General features: G+C 58.3%; 15 protein-coding genes. 5 read left to right on the top strand and 10 right to left on the bottom strand.

What is annotated here, in order from left to right; genetic code table 11:
• Nucleotides 1–29: 29 nt before the first annotated feature.
• On the bottom strand, nt 30–1,100 hold the full coding sequence (locus P8935_RS11140; protein WP_348265071.1) for a VWA domain-containing protein: 1,071 nt from the start codon (nt 1,098–1,100) through the stop codon (nt 30–32).
• A complete protein-coding gene (locus P8935_RS11135) occupies nt 1,084–2,148 on the bottom strand; it encodes a VWA domain-containing protein (RefSeq protein ID WP_348265070.1) in 1,065 nt (354 codons plus the stop codon). Before P8935_RS11135 ends, P8935_RS11140 begins: the two co-directional genes overlap by 17 nt.
• A 211-nt stretch (nt 2,149–2,359) precedes the next feature.
• Between P8935_RS11135 and P8935_RS11130 the strand changes: the two genes are divergently transcribed.
• The 5 genes from P8935_RS11130 (at nt 2,360) to P8935_RS11110 (ending at nt 6,891) form a co-directional block, all read left to right on the top strand.
• Entirely contained in the window at nt 2,360–3,685 is a 1,326-nt protein-coding gene (locus P8935_RS11130; RefSeq protein WP_348265069.1) for a DUF1015 domain-containing protein, read from the top strand.
• A complete protein-coding gene (locus tag P8935_RS11125; protein WP_348265068.1) occupies nt 3,672–4,448 on the top strand; it encodes an N-acetylmuramoyl-L-alanine amidase in 777 nt (258 codons plus the stop codon). Before P8935_RS11130 ends, P8935_RS11125 begins: the two co-directional genes overlap by 14 nt.
• Nucleotides 4,445–5,071 (top strand): GerMN domain-containing protein, encoded by a 627-nt coding sequence (locus P8935_RS11120; RefSeq protein WP_348265067.1) that lies wholly within the window; start codon nt 4,445–4,447, stop codon nt 5,069–5,071. The genes P8935_RS11125 and P8935_RS11120 overlap by 4 nt, the downstream gene beginning before the upstream one ends.
• Complete coding sequence (gene murI, locus P8935_RS11115) at nt 5,068–5,913, top strand: glutamate racemase (RefSeq protein WP_348265066.1); 846 nt, start codon at nt 5,068–5,070, stop codon at nt 5,911–5,913. The genes P8935_RS11120 and murI overlap by 4 nt, the downstream gene beginning before the upstream one ends.
• 210 nt (nt 5,914–6,123) lie before the next feature.
• A complete protein-coding gene (locus P8935_RS11110; protein WP_348265065.1) occupies nt 6,124–6,891 on the top strand; it encodes an enoyl-ACP reductase in 768 nt (255 codons plus the stop codon).
• A 135-nt stretch (nt 6,892–7,026) separates the two neighbouring features.
• On the opposite strand, the gene yiaK is transcribed toward P8935_RS11110, so the two are convergent.
• From yiaK to P8935_RS11070, 8 genes are all read right to left on the bottom strand, one after another.
• Nucleotides 7,027–8,082 carry a 3-dehydro-L-gulonate 2-dehydrogenase gene (gene yiaK / locus P8935_RS11105; protein WP_348265064.1) on the bottom strand — a complete coding sequence of 352 codons (1,056 nt, stop codon included), beginning with the start codon at nt 8,080–8,082 and terminating at the stop codon, nt 7,027–7,029.
• 68 nt (nt 8,083–8,150) lie between these two features.
• Nucleotides 8,151–11,576, bottom strand: coding sequence for a PDZ domain-containing protein (locus P8935_RS11100; protein WP_348265063.1), 3,426 nt, complete (start codon nt 11,574–11,576; stop codon nt 8,151–8,153).
• An 80-nt stretch (nt 11,577–11,656) separates the two neighbouring features.
• A complete protein-coding gene (locus P8935_RS11095) occupies nt 11,657–12,283 on the bottom strand; it encodes a cation transporter (RefSeq protein WP_348265062.1) in 627 nt (208 codons plus the stop codon).
• A gap of 17 nt (nt 12,284–12,300) precedes the next feature.
• Nucleotides 12,301–12,921 (bottom strand): hypothetical protein, encoded by a 621-nt coding sequence (locus tag P8935_RS11090; protein WP_348265061.1) that lies wholly within the window; start codon nt 12,919–12,921, stop codon nt 12,301–12,303.
• Between the two features lie 60 nt (nt 12,922–12,981).
• Entirely contained in the window at nt 12,982–13,455 is a 474-nt protein-coding gene (gene tsaE, locus P8935_RS11085) for a tRNA (adenosine(37)-N6)-threonylcarbamoyltransferase complex ATPase subunit type 1 TsaE (protein ID WP_348265060.1), read from the bottom strand.
• Nucleotides 13,430–15,112 carry an NAD(P)H-hydrate dehydratase gene (locus P8935_RS11080; RefSeq protein ID WP_348265059.1) on the bottom strand — a complete coding sequence of 561 codons (1,683 nt, stop codon included), beginning with the start codon at nt 15,110–15,112 and terminating at the stop codon, nt 13,430–13,432. The genes tsaE and P8935_RS11080 overlap by 26 nt, the downstream gene beginning before the upstream one ends.
• 201 nt (nt 15,113–15,313) lie before the next feature.
• Nucleotides 15,314–16,270 (bottom strand): OmpA family protein, encoded by a 957-nt coding sequence (locus P8935_RS11075; protein WP_348265058.1) that lies wholly within the window; start codon nt 16,268–16,270, stop codon nt 15,314–15,316.
• Between the two features lie 256 nt (nt 16,271–16,526).
• A complete protein-coding gene (locus P8935_RS11070) occupies nt 16,527–17,048 on the bottom strand; it encodes a DUF2393 family protein (protein WP_348265057.1) in 522 nt (173 codons plus the stop codon).
• Nucleotides 17,049–17,110: the final 62 nt, after the last annotated feature.

The raw sequence follows: 17,110 nt of genomic DNA, 5'->3' as shown, positions 1-17,110 counted from the left end.
GGCAATTCAGTTTAGCCTACCGGCCCAGGCTATTTCTTTTGCGGGACTGGCTTCTTCAACACCCGCGACGCCGGGAAGTATCCCGTGCGCGTGCGAACGGACAGCTTGCTCATTCCCGGAGCATCTGCAGTCACTTGTATGCGGCGGAACCCTGATTGCGTCGACGGTGTCGAGGAGTGATAGCCGATCGTGTACTGGCTGCGGATGTCGCGCGCTACCTCCGCGGCAATTTCATCCACCTGCTCAATCGACTTCGGAAAGAACGCAATACCGCCCGTCTCGTTCGAGAGAAGTTCCAGTGCGCGCCGCGCGTGGCGAACCTCGGCATGGCTCATCTCATCACCAAAAAGCAGGCCGATGGAATAAATCACAGGTCCTGAAAGTTCCTGGACCCGGCGAATCGTCTGATCAAGGTTAAGCGTCGAAGCATTGTCCTCGCCATCCGTAATTAGCACCAGAACCTGCTTGGGACGCTTGGCGTCTGCTACCAGTTTGTCGGCCGATGCCACCACCGCGTCATAGAGTGCTGTTCCGCCGCGCGACTCGATGTGGCTCAATCCATCACGAAGCTTATCTACATTCGACGTAAATTCCTGATCAATATAGGCCTCGTCGGAGAAATTCACCACGAAAGCTTCGTCTTCCGGATTGGAAGCCTGGACTAAATCCAGTGCGGACTTGTTCACCGCTGGACGCTTCTTCGACATCGACCCGGAATTGTCGACCACAAAACCAATCGAAACGGGCAAATCGGTGTGCTGGAAACTGATGATGTTCTGCTTCACACCGTCTTCAAAAACTTGAAAATTCTCTCTCTTGAGTGTTTGAACCAGTTGGGTGCCTTCCAGCACCGTGGCGTTTAGAACAACCTCTTCGACGTTGGTGTGTAGTACATAACCCTCGGCACCCTCTTTCTTCAGAGGCTCTCCGTTCAAACTCGGCGGCAGTTCGGCATCCGGCGAACGCACCGGATCGGTATCCACAGTTAAGGGGGCGGACTGTGGCGCAGGCGCAGTCGGCTTCGGCGTCTGTTGCGCGGCCAGCGTGAGAGTCGAAAAAGTTAGAAATATTACAGAAGCTGCTTTATTGCAAAGGCGCATAGTATCCGGTTCGAGCATGGACCGTGAGTGGAGGCAGACCAGAGGGTGGGTTCAGCCTCACCTTCACTTTACGCCACTTACCGTCGCGAGACATGTTCTTGGGCGTGTAGCCGATCACATATTGATTACGTAATTCAGTGGAAATCTTCTCTGCAATATCGCTCATTTCAGAGACATCATCAACCCGGAACAAACGCCCACCGGTCTCTTCGCAAAGTTCGTTCAGCAAAATCGGCCCAGTTCGCTCCTCAGGAGTAGCCGCATAAGGATCGAATATCCCGATCGAATATATCTCGACGTCCGACTCGCGGACCTGGGAGCGAACCTCGCCCTCAGTGTATCTTGACCGGTTATCGCCACCGTCCGATACAACCAGCAGAGCCTTACGCTCGTGCTTGGCCTCTTTCATCTTGGCCACGCCGTAATAGATCGCGTCCAGCAGAGCGGTCCTATGTCCACTGCGCACCGTCGCTAGTCGTGCCTGGATGTCCTCCACAGAATTCGTGAAATCTTCAATCAATTCCGGCCTGTCGTTAAACCCGATTACGAAAAATTCGTCCTCTGGATTCGCTGTCTTGATGAACTGAAGAATCGCCTCACGTGCGCGGATAAGTTTCGACGTCATCGAACCAGACAGGTCAAAAATGATGCCGATCGATACTGGAGCATCTTCCGCCGCAAAGGTGCGGATCTTCTGTTCGCCATTGTTTTCGAAAAGCTGAAAGTCTTCCTGCTCAAGCCCCGTGACAAGCCGATTCATGGGATCTGTCACCGTAATCGGCACCAGCACCATGTCCACGTTCATGCGGATAAGCGATCCGGGCTTCGCCCTGCCTGCCCCCGTAGCTGCTGGCGCATCCACACCCGCCGGCGCACCGGTCCCCGGATTCGTCGTCGCGGGCGGTGGCACGTGCACTTTGTCCAAAGGATTGTCCTGCCCGCGCACTCCGGCTGTAGAAACGAATGCCAGCACACACGCACAAACAACGAATCGTACATTGAACAGTGATCCGCGCGGGGCATCGTGCCAGATGGGGGATAGGTTCATGCGCTCTTACCTGAGAATGATGGCGAGTTTAGCACGCTTGGCCGCAACCTTGTGTCACTCCACGTACACCCGCATTTGTTGGACGACGCCCGGCCCGAATCGGTCATCGGCAGTGGGATACAATCGTCTCTAAGCGACAGTTTTGGCGGGACTTTCACGATAGTCCCCTCCTGGCAAATCCTGCCTTATCTGTTGGAAGCAAGACTTCTGCATGGCTAATATCTATCCATTCCGCGCGTGGCGTTACAATCCGTCGGTTGTTCGGCTTGAAGACGTGGTCACCCAGCCCTACGACAAGATCTCTCCAGCGATGCAGGAGGCTTACTACCACCGCAGCCCCTACAACCTGGTTCGTATTATCCTCGGGCTGCCCGAACTCTTTGATGCTGAGCGTGGCGAGAATGTCTACACCCGCGCCGCTCGCGATTTTGCTGCATGGAAAGATCAGTCAGTCCTTGTCCAGGAGAGAGACCCAGGCATATTCGCCTATTCGCAACGGTTCCGCGTTCCGGGTTCCGATGCCATTAAGGAACGTCGCGGTTTCATCGCCCTCGGCAAACTCCATGAATACGCTGACCAGGTTGTCTTTCGCCATGAGCAGACCCTCTCCAAACCAAAGAGCGATCGCCTTAATCTGCTCAAAGCTACGCACGCCCACTTTGGCCAGATCTTCATGCTTTACTCCGATCCGGCCGGTAGCGTCGAGAATATCCTCTACGACGGCGCGGGACCGGCCGACGCCGAAGTGACTGACGAATACGGCGTCCTTCATCGCGTTTGGCGCGTCGCTGACCCTGCCGTCATTCGCTTGCTCGTCTCCACCATGGCCGACAAAAAGCTGATCATCGCCGACGGCCACCATCGCTACGAGACGGCGCTGAACTACTCCAAAGAACACACCCCTGCTTCGCTGTCACGGACTGAACACAACGCCAATAGTCTTCCGCAGCCGCAGTTCCCTGAAGCCGCCGTGATGATGACCTTCGTCAACATGGACGCCGACGGCCTCGTCATTCTGCCCACCCACCGCGTCGTTCACAGCCTGCCAGCCTTCGATCCCGCAGCGTTTACCAGCGCAGCGGAGCAATTCTTCAACGTGCAAAAGCTGCCCGAGGCTCCGGCAATCGGCCACCTCGATAGGCTGCGCAATGAGATGGGCACTGCCTTCGTCGCCGTCACCCGGAATGGAGCTTTCCTCCTGCGTTCCAAACCTGATGCAACTGCAACCGCTTTGGCTTCGCTCCCTGAAAACCAGCGCCAGCTTGACCTGAGCCATCTGCACACCATCATCCTCGACCGCCTGATGGGCCTCGATGCTGAAAAAGTGCGCGAGCAAACCAACCTTCGCTATCTGCGCGATGCGGCCGAAGCTGTCGATCAGGTGCATCGCGGTGAAGCTGACGTCACCTTTCTCACCAACCCGGTCACCATGGAACAACTGCGCGAAGTCGCCTTTGCCGGCTCAGTCATGCCCCAGAAATCCACTGACTTCTTCCCAAAACTGTTGAGCGGCCTCACTATCTATGCCCTGGAGTAAGGTACTGAAACGTTGGGTGCCCCAGGTCTGGAGTTTCAGACCCTGGTGGGATTTCCCGCCCGCCCTTAGTCTCCTGATTGTGTTGGCTTTTCTCCCCTGCGCAGCCCAACAACCGCCATCTTCACCCGCGCCCACTCCCCCCCCACCCCCCGCCCCACGCTTCGTCGTAGTCCTCGACGCAGCCCATGGCGGCGACGACACGGGCGCTCACCTCGATAGCGGGCAGCTTGAAAAAAATGTCAACCTCGTACTGAATATCCGCCTGCGTTCCCTCCTCTCCGCTCGCGGAATCCAAGTCATAACCACGCGCGAATCCGATGTTTCCGTCGACTTGACTCGGCGCGCTGAACTTGCCAACCACGCTAATGCCGCAGCCTGTCTCAGCCTCCACGCCAGCGAAAGCGGCACCGGAATTCACCTCTTCGCCTCATCGCTCGCACCTGCCGAGCCGTCCCGCTTCACAGCATGGAAGACCGCCCAGGCCCCTTGGATCACTCGCAGTCTCGGTCTCGCTGGGTCCGTAAACTCAGCTATGACCCAGGCGGGGTTCAGCGTCACTCTCGGGCGAATCCCCTTATCCGGGATGGAGAGCATGACCTGCCCTGCTCTCGCCATCGAAATCGGTCCCCAGCGCGATTCCGACCACAAGATCACAGCCGAGCCCGACAATCCCGACTACCAGGCGCGCGTAGCCACTGCCCTCGCCGCTGCTGTGCTTGAGTGGCGATCCGACCCCACCCGCACGGAGGGCCGCCAGCCGTGATTCCCCGCTACCAGAAAATCCTCCTTGTAGCCCTCCTCATCGTGTCCCTGGGCATGGGCTTTAAGCTCTGGCAGCTTCGCGACCGCGCCCACAAGCGGCTGCTCACCGGCGAAACCACCGAACCTACCAAGGCTCCCGATGTCGCTCCTGCAGAGCAAGCGACCCTGATCGCCGCAAACGATCTGGATAACTCCCTGGTTCCCCAGATTCACTCCCTGCCGCTTCCCGCCAACCCCGGCGCCCGCGCTCGCGCCGTTCTGGGAAAGCTCCTTGATCTCTACGCCGCTCCTGATGCCACCCACCCCGTTCCCGGCGGAGCAGCCTCTATCGCCCAGGTCTTTCTCTTGCCCGTTCCCGGCACCAAATCGACGCAAGCTTCTGGTGACCAACTCGCTGTTGTGAACCTCACCGGAACCTTCGCCGCCAGCCACCCTTCAGGCCTGGAGACGGAGTCTCTGACGGTCCTATCTATCTGTGCCACCATTCGCGCAAACCTCCCCAATGTCACTGAGGTCCGGTTCCTCGTGGACGGTCAACAACGCCCCACGCTTGCCGGACACGCCGACCTGTCCCGTACCTACCTCACCGCCGACGCCATCCCAACTGAAGGAAACCGACCTTGACCGAAACGCCGCACTCCACCGCACCCACCATTGGCGTCTTCGACTCCGGCTTCGGCGGACTCACAGTCCTCGCCGCGCTCATTCCAAAACTCCCAAGGGCCCGCTTCGCCTTCATCGGAGACACTGCCCGTCTACCCTACGGCTCCAAGTCCCGCCGCACTATCGCCCGCTATGCAGTGGAAAGCGCGCAGTTCCTCGTACGCGAGCAAGGCGCCGAATTCCTCGTCATTGCCTGCAACACTGCCAGCGCCCTGGCCCTCGACGCCATACAGGATGCTGTACCCGTCCCCGTCCTCGGCGTCATCGAGCCCGGAGCCACTGCGGCCCGCGCCGCCTCCAAAACCGGAGACGTACTGGTCATCGCCACCGACGCCACCGTGCAGAGCCACGCCTACAAGGCAGCCTGCGCTGCCCAGAACCTGCGCGCCCTTGAGAAGGCCTGCCCTCTACTCGTCCCCTTCGTTGAAGAAGGCTGGACCAGCCACCCCGTCACTGACGAGGTCATCCGCATCTACCTCAACGAACTTGCGACTCAGGCCGCGACCGACGGCCTCAACCCCGATGCGCTCGTACTCGGCTGCACCCACTACCCGTTGCTGCGACCGCTGATCGAGCGCGCCGTCCCCGCAGGAATGAATGTCATCGATTCCGCCGAATCCACCGCCGCCACAGCCGCAGGCATGTTCAACGGCCGTGCCAAACCCAAGCACGCCATCAACGACAACCAGCCCACTGAAATCCACTGCTTCGCCACCGACTCCGTCGAAAAGTTCGAGCGCCTCGGCTCCCGTTTCCTCGGCCGCCCCGTAGGTAAAGTGCAACTCGTCGACCTCGGCGGCTGAGAACAAATCCTTCCGGGCAAACGTCGCCCACGCAACTTGATATCCTGATTCAGGCTTCAAAACAGTTCCAACCCTACAGATGTGTCATCCTGAGCGGAGCAGCTTGGGACCCCAATGACCAAGTCAGTGGGGTAAGCGGAGCGAAGGATCTGCTTCTCGTGCCGCACTTCATTGGAATCACGAAAGAATCACTGGAGGAACAACACAAGCATGATCAATCTGGCAGGCAAAACGGCCGTGGTCTTTGGGCTGGCTAATAAGCGTTCCATCGCCTGGGGCATCGCCCAAAAACTTCACCAAGCCGGAGCCACCTTGGCCATCTGCTACCAGAACGAGCGTATGCGCGCCGAAGCCGAAGACCTGATCAACGAGCTTCCCGGCGCCGGTGGATTCCAGTGCGACGTCTCCAGCGACAGCGAAATCGACACGCTCTTCGCCACCCTCAAAGAGAAATACGGCAAGCTCGACATCCTCGTTCACGCAGTCGCATTCGCCCCCGCCGAAGACCTGCGCGGAGAATTCCTCAACACCAGCCGCGAGGGCTTCCGCATCGCTCACGAAGTCAGCGTCTACTCGCTCATTGCCGTCACCCGCGCCGCCGCGCCGCTCATGACCGATGGCGGCAGCATCATGACCCTTTCCTACTATGCTGCGGAAAAGGTTGTCCCCAACTACAACGTGATGGCATTGGCCAAGGCATCACTCGAGTGCACGGTTCGCTATCTCGCCTGGAACCTGGGCACCAAAAACATTCGCGTCAACGCCATCTCCGCCGGCCCGATCAAGACGCTGGCTGCGCGCGGCATCGGGGCCATGGGCGACATGCTCAAGGCTGCCGCCGATCGCGCCCCGCTCCGCCGCAACGTCGACCAGCTCGAAGTCGGCGGCGTAGCCCTCTTCCTCGCCAGCGACCTCTCCACCGCCGTAACCGGCGAAACCCTCTACGTAGACTGCGGCTACAACATTATGGGGTTCTAGGTCAGTTCTCCCCCGAACACGCCGAACATCAGCTGATGAGTGTTGGTTGATGGGAATTCGTCCAGCTTTTGGGCGAAGGCAAGACGAGAATCAACTGCACCGGCTCCCGGTTCTGAAAAGCATATTTTGAGTGCCTTACATTCCTCCGATCTCGGCCCAAACTGACTCCTCAACTGGCAGCCCCAGTCTGCGATTCTCTTGTCGCAGTCGCAGCGTATGCTCCCCGGGATAAAGAACCGTCTTCTCCTTCTCAGCCGGCCTCGAGCGGTGCAGCGACCCCACCACCGCATCCGCAATCTCTTCCATCCGCATCGCATCGCCCAAACCTCGCGGATCGATTGCCACAAACATCTGCGACAACCCCGTTTCCTGGAGCGGATCGTTGGCAATCGCATGCGTTGCATTTCCCAGCGAACTCATCGCCGCCACCATATCCAGCACCACCGCGAGCCCCGACCCTTTCCAAAACCCCACTGGCAGCAACCGCTGCGATTCCTCAATCGCGCCCGGATTGCGCGTTAGCTTTCCCTCCGCATCAAATCCCCCGTCCACCGGCAAAAGTTCTCCGCGTTTTCGATAACTCTCCAGCACCCCATACGAAAACTGCGACATCGCCATATCCAAAACCACAGGCCCCTTCGCGCGCGGCACCGCCACAACCAGCGGATTGTTCCCAATCGCGGGTTCAACGCCACCCCACGGCGGCACATTCGGCATGGTGTTCGTCCAACACATGCCAATCACCCCAGCCTCTGCCGCCTGCCATCCATATGTTCCGCCGCGCATCCAATGATTTGTATTCCTCATCGCCACGCAGCCAATGCTGTGCTCTCGGCTCAGTGCTATCGCCTGCCCCATAGCCGCTTGCGCATTTAGATTCCCCGGGCCACGCTGTCCGTCCCACCGCTCCATAGCGCCAAATCTCGACACCACCCCCGGCTCGGCGCCGGGGTCCACGCTTCCATTCCGCACCATCGCCACAAAGCGCGCGAACCGGTTCACCCCATGCGAATACACGCCGTCACATGTAGTCTCCGCGAACAACCGCGCACACAACTCCGCGCGGCCGTCGCTGAACCCCAGCTTGCGCAGCACCACCGCAAGCCGTTTCTCAACTTCGGTAATCGGGATTCTCAGCATGAAAATAATCTGGGTGCGCCAGGTCTCGCTTTTGAGACCTGGGTTCTTCACAAAAGGTGGGTGCCCTATCCATGGGCTGGTCCTCAGTCCATGGATGTGAAAGCACGAACTCATACTGCCTACTTGTGGTAATTCGGATAAGCGGGCTTCTTCACCTCAGGCTGCGGGGACTTACCCAAATCCTCCAGCGCCAGCGAAACCGCCTTCTCCAGTTGAGGATCGTGCCCTTCGCTTACCGACTTGGGATCCTGCTCCACCGCATAATCCGGTTCCACTCCGTGATTCTCCACGTCCCATTCACCCTTTGGCGAGAAGAACGCGACGCTCGGCGAAGTCACATGTCCGCCATCCATCAAGACAGGAATCGGCCCGATGCCCACGAGACCGCCCCATGTCCTCTTGCCCACCAACGGACCCAGCTTTGCCTGCTTGAACAACCATGGCAACGCATCGCCGCCCGACCCCGAGAATTCATTCGCAATCATCACCTTCGGCCCGTAGATCCCGGCGTTCGGTGTGTGCTCTACCGTCCCGTACCGCGGTGCCCAATACGACTCGATGTGCCGCCCCAGCACTTCGATAAAGTAATCGGCCACCTGCCCTCCGCCATTGAAACGTTCGTCAATCACCGCGCCCTTCTTATCGGTCTGCGCGAAGTAGTAGCGGTTGAAGTTCGTAAATCCGCCTTCACCCGTGTCCGGCAGATACACATAAGCGAGCTTGCCGCCCGAAAGCTGATCCACTTTTTTCTGATTGCCCTCGATCCAGTCCACATTCCGCAGCGCCGCCTCGCTCGCAATCGGTACTACTGAAATGTCATGCGGGTTTTTTCCATCCTCCCCCGTGATCCGCAAACTGATCACCTTACCCGCTGTTCCCTCCAGCGGCTGCTGAATATCAATATCAGCTGTGAGGTCCTGACCATTGATATCGAGAATGCAGTCGCCCACCTTCACGTTCAATCCCGGCTGCGCCAGCGGAGCTTTCTCGCGCGGATTGAATTCCCCGCCCGAATAAATCTTCGCGAGGCAATAACGATTTCCCTTGATCTCGTAATCCGCGCCCAGCAGCCCGCCCGGCACCTTCTTCGCATCTGGAATCTGCCCGCCATTCCCGCGCAGATGTCCGACGGAGAACGCACTCAACATCTCCTGAAAGATGTAGTTCAAATCCGCGCGCGAGGCGATCGACTCAACATACGGCTCATACTTCTTTTCATCCGCCACGGTATTCGTACCATGAAAATTTGAGTCATAGAAAAATGCGCGCTCGATCCGCCACACCTCGTGATACATCTGTGCCCATTCGGCATGCGGGTCAATCCGCATCTTCACATCCCCAAACGACAGCACTCCTTCACCGGCCTTTGCCGCAGCATTCGCCGGCACAATCACCCACGTGGGCTTCGGTCCGCCCGCTGGAGGCGCCGGACTACCATCTGGCCGCGGATGCCCCAGCGACAGCAGCATCTTCTCGCCATTCGCTGACAACTCAAATGACTCAACATGTTCGGCCAGCTTTTCCGTCTTCCGCTCTTCCGGCGTCCACCGGCTTAGTGTTGCGCCGCGATCCCCAAAGCGACCCGATTCCTGCAACTCGGTAAAGTACAAACTTCCCTTCAGTCCGCCCGTAACGCCGGTATACACACTCGCGGGCAAAGGCATCGCAACCACCCGCTTCTCAATTCCGTCGAGGTCCACCTTTACCGGCTTCGGCGCAGGTTTCGCATGGGTCTTCTCTTCCCCGTTGCCTTCCTTCGCTTCCCCGGACTTGTCGCCGGCTTTATCGTCGCTCTTCTTATCGTCACCCTTCTTGGTATCCGCCTTCTCCTCGGCCGCAGTCTTCTCGTCTTCGAGCTCTGGAGCCACAGGCGATGCAGTATCCGCAGCCAACGTGAGCGCGTAGATATTCGATGTCACCTGGTAAAGATCGCTTGTCATGTCGAGCCCATCTGAAGTCGCACCTTCATTCGTGCTCGTGAGGAAGAAAAGATACTTCCCCTCGCGATCAAACGCCGGATAGCGTGAATCGCCCATCTCGCTCGTCACTTGCGTCGATTGCCCTGAATCCTGCGAATACAAAAAGATTGCGTGCAGGTGGTTGGCCATCGAACGCGGATATGCAATCCACTTCGAATCCGGCGACCACGCAAAATCGAATGACGACGACGAAAATCCGCCATACACGTTCTTGTCATTGATGACTGTCAGTTTGCCAGTCGTTGTGTCGAGCACATATGTCTTCATCCGGTTGTCGTAGAAGGCAACCTTCTTCGAATCGGGCGACCACTTGGGACTGAAGTAATAAGCCGGCTCCTGCGCGAGCGCAAACTTTTTCACCACCGCCGCACCTGCCACTGCACCTCCCGTTTGCGGCGCCACATGCAACGCGTACATTCCGCTCTCATCGGAAAAATACGCGATCAATTGCCCATCCGGCGACCATGCTGGCTCACGCTCCATCACTCCGGGTGTATTCGTAATATCGCGGGTCGGTCCGTGTTTCGCGGCCACGGTGAAGATGTCCCCATGCGCTTCAACCACGGCGCGCACACCGGTCGGCGAAATCGCCACGTTCTCCAGTTCGTCTCCCACGCTGTCAATGCGCGGCCTTACCTCGGGCAGATCCGCGTCAATCTCAATCGGCACAAGTTTGGTCGTCCCTGATTTCGTATCGAATAGGTAGATCTCGCCCAGCCGGTCGTATACCAACGTGTCCCCTTCGCCATGAAGCGAACGAATGTCAGGCCCGTCGTTCTCGAGCGCCTGCGCTACTGTGTTCGCGCCCGGATCGTATTTGTAAATCGTCGCTCTTCCTTTGCGGCTGGATAGAAAGTAGATCTTGCCTCCTGCATATACAGGCGAAAAGTCGGACGCTACCTCATGCGGAATCTCGACTGACTCCAGCCCCGGCAGCGTCGTGATCCAGATCGTGCTCGCGCGGCCCCCGTGATAGTTCCCCCACGACACGTATGTCATGTAATCAAATCCATACGCCGGCGGCAGAGGCGAATACGCAATCTCCTTGCCGTCCGGTGAGAACTGTCCCTGGTAGGCCATAGGGAGAGGCAGCGGCTTTGCAATTCCACCTTTCGACGGCACTTGGTAAAGCTGTGTGTATCGGCTCTGCGAAATTCGCGTCGACCGGAACACGATGCTCTTCCCGTCCGGCGTCCACGCCACCGCAAAATCCGCTGCAGGATGATACGTCACCCGAAACGGCACACCTCCCGTCGCCGGAACAATAAACACATCGGTGTTGCCGTCATAAGAGCCAGTGAATGCAATCGTGCTTCCGTCGGGCGAAAAAATCGGCTCGGTCTCAATGCCAATGCCCGTAGTCAGTCGCGTTGCAACTCCGCCTGCACGTGGCACGGTCCACAGATCTCCCGCATATCCAAATGCGATCAGGTCTTTGCTCAACGCGGGGTGCTGATAGATATGCGGCTTCGTGGCCGCGCGTGCTCCGACCGGTTCAATCATGACTCCGATTGCAATCAGGAAAACAGCAAGGCAAACCAACAAACGCAGGCGCATCGTACGCATCAGGATCCTCCGGGAATCTACTGCAGGATAGCCAACATCTTACAGCGCAGCGTTCCCATCGCGTCTCTGAAAACGTGGCGTCAAGAGCATCCACATCCCTCGCCGCGCCATGCTCGCCGACCCTCCATAATCAGGATAGGCACGGCGATCAACGCGGCCACTATGTCCACCCAGCGAATCCGAAACACAACAAAAAGCAGCAGCCCAGCCAGTGTCACTCCCGCAAGATAAGCGCACGTTGCAGACTGCGCCGCATCCGCGGCCAGCGCTCGATTATTCATGCGGCGCGCCTCTCTCCGCTTCATCCACGCCAGCACCGGCATCACAACGAGTGCCAGTGCCGTCACGGCGATGCCCACGCGACTCGTCTCCAGCGGCATCTCGCGGCCCAACCATGCCATGCACACCACAACAGCCGCCAGTGCAAACAAGAGCACCGCCGCAGCCCGATCCGCATGCTCCTTCTTTAACGGAAACCGCGGTATAAATTGCAGCAGCACCACCGTTGCCGACAGCATTTCCACCAAGCTGTCCGCTCCAAAAGCCAGTAGCGCGACACTGTGTGCTTTCGAGGCCGCCCACAACGACGCTCCGCACTCCAGCATCATCCATGCGAGAGTAATCCACTGCAACCACGCGACGGTCCGCGGCAGCGTCGCGCTCGGTGTACACGATCCGCAGCACGCATCTCTCGTATCAGACTTCATGAGGAAGGAATTGAGAATTAATGCGCATCAGGTTGATATGCCGGCCGCTTCGGCTGCGGAGAAATCCCCTTCGTCACCTTTTGCCCGCCGCCACGCGCGCTTTTCGCATCGACAGGTCCCGCAGTAGTTATCGCGGTTACCACCGGGTGTTTATTTCCGCCTGCAACCCGTGTGTCGCTCGATTGAACCCCAATCACCACCGGCTGCTTTTCATCCGATCCTGTACGAGCGTTGTCGCCGTTGAAATACTGCGTATCCCGCGCAGTCCCGTTCAACACTTCAACTTTGTAGCCCGGCTCGCCTTTGTCCTTCAGCGACGCACGCGCTGCATCGTCGTTCTGGAAAACAACCTTCTGCGTTGAGGCCCCGTTCATCACCTCAACCGAGTTCTGGGTATACTCCGGCCGGTACGGTGCGCGTTTCGCACCTTTGCGGCTTGAAACGTAACTGCGCCTCACTGCTCGATGATGTGCTTGGGTTTTGTGCGCGACTTTCGCATGGCCGCTCTGCGTTCCTGAATTCTTCATCGCGAGCGGTTGCCCTGTTTGCGATGGCGATGACGGCTTCGCCTGCTGACCGCACATCATCGTTGCGACAAGAACTAACGGAAGACTCGACTTCACCAAAGTCAGCCGCATCCTCCACCTCCATGTCGATCGTTCCGGGCAATTCAATTCGTGCTCGATTTTTTGCCGCCGCTATTCCTTCAGCGTCACTGAAATCTTCCGCGCGTCGCCGCCAGCAGAGGTAATCGCGATCTCGCCGGTTGACTTCTTCTTGATGCTCTTGAACTTCTCACCCCACTCCACAAGTACCATCGCATCGGGAGTAAGCAGTTCATCCAGCCCCAGCGTCTCCAGCTGCCTCTCGCCTTCCAACCTGTATACATCCAGGTGGAACAGCTTCACCGGCTTACCCTCACGCGTGCCGTCATATTCATGCAGCAACGTGAATGTGGGACTGGTCACTTCGTCGGGCTCGGCGGCGTCGAGCGCTTGCGCAATGCCCTTTACTAACGTGGTCTTGCCGGTGCCCAGATCGCCTCGGAGAATCAGCAGCTGAGGCGGTGCAAGTAAATTCACCAGCTTGCGCCCCACTTCCACCGTGTCGGCGCCGCTCTTTGTTACGAATTCGTGAATCCGTCCTTCAGCGACTGGGGCTTCCTTGCTCATTTCGCCTCTGAGGAGCGCAAGCCTGACTACGTGCGGCTGACAGCCCCTGCAACCAAACATACCCTCTCGGGGCACCCTGAGAAAAGCGGAAAGGCCGAAACTGGAACGCCTGCGAAAAATATTTCAGGCTATCCGTGGCGAGCAGCGTGTGCTCATCGGCTTCATGCACCGCCAGATCAGCGGCGAATCCATGTAGATAAACAGCCGCTTCCACGGCACGCGCAACATCATCCTTATACTGCGCCAGCAACGCGGCAATGATTCCCATCAGCATGTCACCGCTGCCGCCCTTGGCCATTCCCGGATTTCCGGAAGTGTTCACAGCAACCCGACCATCAGGATGCGCAATCAGCGTGCGCGATCCTTTCAGCACCAGCGTCACGCCGTGATCCCGCGCGAAAGATCGTGCCTGCTCATGCCTGTTCGCCTGAATCTCTTCGACGCTCTTCCCGGTTAGCCGGGCCATCTCTCCCGGATGCGGCGTCAACACCACCGTTCGTCCTGCCTTCGCAACTTCCGTCATTTTTTCCATCAGAAAAGGATTAGCCGAAAGTGTGTTCAGTCCGTCCGCATCTATCACCGTCGGCAGCTTCGTATCCGATAGCACGGCCTCCAACAGCATCTCAGTCCCCGGCCCATCACCCAAACCCGGCCCGACGGCGATCACCGTTTTACGGTCAATCATTTTTTGAAATTGCTGCGCGGTGGTTCCTTTGCTCGCCAGTTCGCCAGAGGGGCTGGCCATCATAGCCCGAGTCATCAACTCCGGCGCGAAGCTTGACACCAGCGCCATGATCGGGCTGGGCACAGCAGCGGTCACAAGTCCAGCGCCCGCCCGCAATGCCGACATCGACGCCATCGCCGGAGCGCCCGACTTTCCCACCGACCCGCCAATCACTAGCACATGGCCGAACTTTCCTTTGTTCGCGTCTGCACCCCGAGGTTGCTCCACCAGTGCATGCGAAGCGCCAGCCCAGCTCAGCCCACCCTGCGAAACAATCGCTTCGTCGGGTGAACCAATCGGCGCCACCACAATAGGTTGATCCCACAGCCGCGTCAGCTCCCCAAAAACATGTGCAGGCTTCGGCGCTGTAAACGTGATGACTGCATCCGACGGAAATGCCATTTCGACTTTGCTGCTTCTAGAGTCAGCTGGCCAACCCGAAGGTAGATCCACTGATAGAAACGGCGCCTCGCTTTCACTTGCCCACTCCATCGCCGCCAATGCCAGCCCTGTCATCGGAGGTTTGAAACCTGTTCCTAGAACCGCGTCGATGATCAGATCGGCTTCCAGTGCAGCGGTATGCGCCCGCAAGTCAGCCGCAGAATTGACTTCATATAAATATCGATTGGGAGAGACGCTCAGTTCGCGCCAAGCGGTGGCCGCATCGCCTTTCAACTCGTATTGCGACCCTAGCAGCAGCGTCGTCACCGCGAGCCCCGCCTTGGCCAGCAGACGCGCCGCCATCATGCCATCCCCGCCGTTGTTGCCACGCCCGCAGATCACGGTAACGCGCCGCGCACGGGGAAATTGCTCCCGCGCAAACGCATCCACCACCGCAGAAGCAGCCCGCATCAATTCAATCGACGAAACGCCATAGCGCTCCGTCGTCTCGCGGTCGCAAGCTTGCATCTCCTCTGCGCTAAGAACCTTCATCGCAACCATCGTAACCCCGGCAGCCGCTATAGAGTCCCACGCGGACCACCAACAAATGTGTCGCCCACAAAAAAATCGGCCCCCGTCATTAACGGGGGCCAAGTTGCCTTGGTTCTCTCGTGTTGCGAGAGCTCTATTGGCGGCCAACGGCGGGGTAGCCGTCGGCGCGGAAGGGAGCCTCAGGGGGGTGGCTACTCAGCATTACTGCTGCACCGCACCGGTCGAGGACGCCATACCATGGGGGGATGTGGTGCCCTGGGCCGCCAAACTGTTTTCCATCAACTTGATGTGCACAGTGCTGGGAACGCGTTCACGATGATGGGCCGCAACAGGCTTCGGCGCAGTCTGATCTGCCGGAGCATTATTGCTTGCTACATCTGTGGTCGGTTCCGTGATCTGAGCATTACCCAGAGCCACTGAGTGCATCCGGTAGACGGGGATTTCGTGTTCAGTTACGAGGTAGCGCTGGACCGCTGCTGCCTCACGCTGCGAGCTCGTGATACCGGCAGCCCCTGCACCCGGCGAACGAGCTTCGATTTCGATGATGTATCCCTGATGACCTTCCAGGCTCTTCGCCATGTCATCAAGCTTGGCCTTCGCATCCTTGGAAAGAACCGGGCTTCCCGTGCGGAAAGGAACTTCCACGTCGGAAATCGGCTTGTAGCTGTCGAGGCCGGCTACGGTGGTGTTGAGAGTGTCAACGTGTCCCGAAGCGGTTGTGGCAGTGTCGTTCGCCTTCTTGGCCGCGTCGCCTGCGGCTGTCGCCACTTGGTTCGCCTGATCTGCGGAGTCCTGGGCCTTCTTGATGCCAGCCTGTGCGCGCGAATCCACGTCCTTGATGTCGGAGGCGTTCTTCGCGTTCACCTGGTCGAGTTCGGTGAGGCGGTCGTTGATCGGATCAAGCCGCTTCTTCACCCACTTTTTGCGCGCCATGGGATTGACGCGGCCCCAGAATCCCTCTTTTGCCTCAGTGGGAGTATTGGTCACTGCCGCAGGCGGCGTCGATGTCGGTGTCTGCTGTGCGGCCGCCGGAGCACTCTGGGAACTGTCAGGCTGCTGCGTTTGCTGGGCCATCGCGGGGATCGCGATTGCTGATGCCAAGGCCAGAACAGCTACCTGGCTGGGAAACAGTATGCGTGCTGTAATTTGATTTTTCATTTTTCTTTAACCCCTGAATATGCGGTTGCCGCGATAACTCTGCGGGCGAGCAGGTGAAGCCGCTCACACACCTCTATTGCATCGCACGTGCCAAAGCCACCGAAGCGGACCGTAAAACGACCAATCCTTTCGGTATCAGTAGGTTATGTCCAGGTTGCGGACGAAGAGAGATGTTAAACGCCCCCAGCATCAAAGGCCATAGAAAGTAATTTTTACAATTGGCGGTAAGTCTTACCCGGTAAATCGAGCTAGCAGGCTACTTTGCATCTACGTGCACGACACGGATCTCAGGGTAGACGCCGTTCCAGTCGGGAGTCACCGAGTCAAAAATCATTCTGAAATCCTGCCCGTCACCTGGCTTCAAAGGGGCTGCCGAAACTGGTTCCAAGTCCACGTACGGGTCGCGTGTCCTGATCAGTTTCATCGACTGTGTCTCGTTTTGCGCAACTTCATTTGCCGCATTCCGAAACAGCACCTGCAGGGAAATCCCGGTCACAGTCTTGTTCCCGCTATTGGTGATGTGACCGTCAATATATGTCACTTTGCCGCCCGCGAGATTACCGGACTCGCTCATCACCACGTTCGTAATTGGAAGGCTGGCAGCGTATGCGTCAGGGGTGGCTCCAACGGGCGTGACCGTCGCAGCCCCTTTCCCGTGTTCCAACATGAATACGACGATCGCTGCGACGATTAAAACCGCCCCGGCAGCAATTGCCAGCGGCATCCAGTTCCGCTCGCGCGGTTCGGTAGGGGGAACGAGCTGAGGTCCTGTGCTCACGAGCGGATTCTACACCTTAGCCTTTTGGGTGTTAATCCTCAAGAAGTGATTCCAAACCCATC

The organism is Telmatobacter sp. DSM 110680 (genome assembly GCF_039994875.1).
Taxonomy (GTDB): Bacteria; Acidobacteriota; Terriglobia; order Terriglobales; family Acidobacteriaceae; genus Telmatobacter.
Note: the sequence above shows the minus strand (reverse complement) of the source record. Positions and strands in the feature narration are given on the sequence as shown.

Bases quoted from the DNA above. Each gene is read 5' to 3' on its own strand.
- P8935_RS11140 (WP_348265071.1), bottom strand. From the start codon at position 1,100: ATGCGCCTTTGCAATAAAGCAGCTTCTGTAATATTTCTAACTTTTTCG.
- P8935_RS11135 (WP_348265070.1), bottom strand. From the start codon at position 2,148: ATGAACCTATCCCCCATCTGGCACGATGCCCCGCGCGGATCACTGTTC.
- P8935_RS11130 (WP_348265069.1), top strand. From the start codon at position 2,360: ATGGCTAATATCTATCCATTCCGCGCGTGGCGTTACAATCCGTCGGTT.
- P8935_RS11125 (WP_348265068.1), top strand. From the start codon at position 3,672: ATGCCCTGGAGTAAGGTACTGAAACGTTGGGTGCCCCAGGTCTGGAGT.
- P8935_RS11110 (WP_348265065.1), top strand. From the start codon at position 6,124: ATGATCAATCTGGCAGGCAAAACGGCCGTGGTCTTTGGGCTGGCTAAT.
- P8935_RS11100 (WP_348265063.1), bottom strand. From the start codon at position 11,576: ATGCGTACGATGCGCCTGCGTTTGTTGGTTTGCCTTGCTGTTTTCCTG.
- P8935_RS11095 (WP_348265062.1), bottom strand. From the start codon at position 12,283: ATGAAGTCTGATACGAGAGATGCGTGCTGCGGATCGTGTACACCGAGC.
- P8935_RS11090 (WP_348265061.1), bottom strand. From the start codon at position 12,921: ATGCGGCTGACTTTGGTGAAGTCGAGTCTTCCGTTAGTTCTTGTCGCA.
- tsaE (WP_348265060.1), bottom strand. From the start codon at position 13,455: ATGAGCAAGGAAGCCCCAGTCGCTGAAGGACGGATTCACGAATTCGTA.
- P8935_RS11080 (WP_348265059.1), bottom strand. From the start codon at position 15,112: ATGAAGGTTCTTAGCGCAGAGGAGATGCAAGCTTGCGACCGCGAGACG.
- P8935_RS11075 (WP_348265058.1), bottom strand. From the start codon at position 16,270: ATGAAAAATCAAATTACAGCACGCATACTGTTTCCCAGCCAGGTAGCT.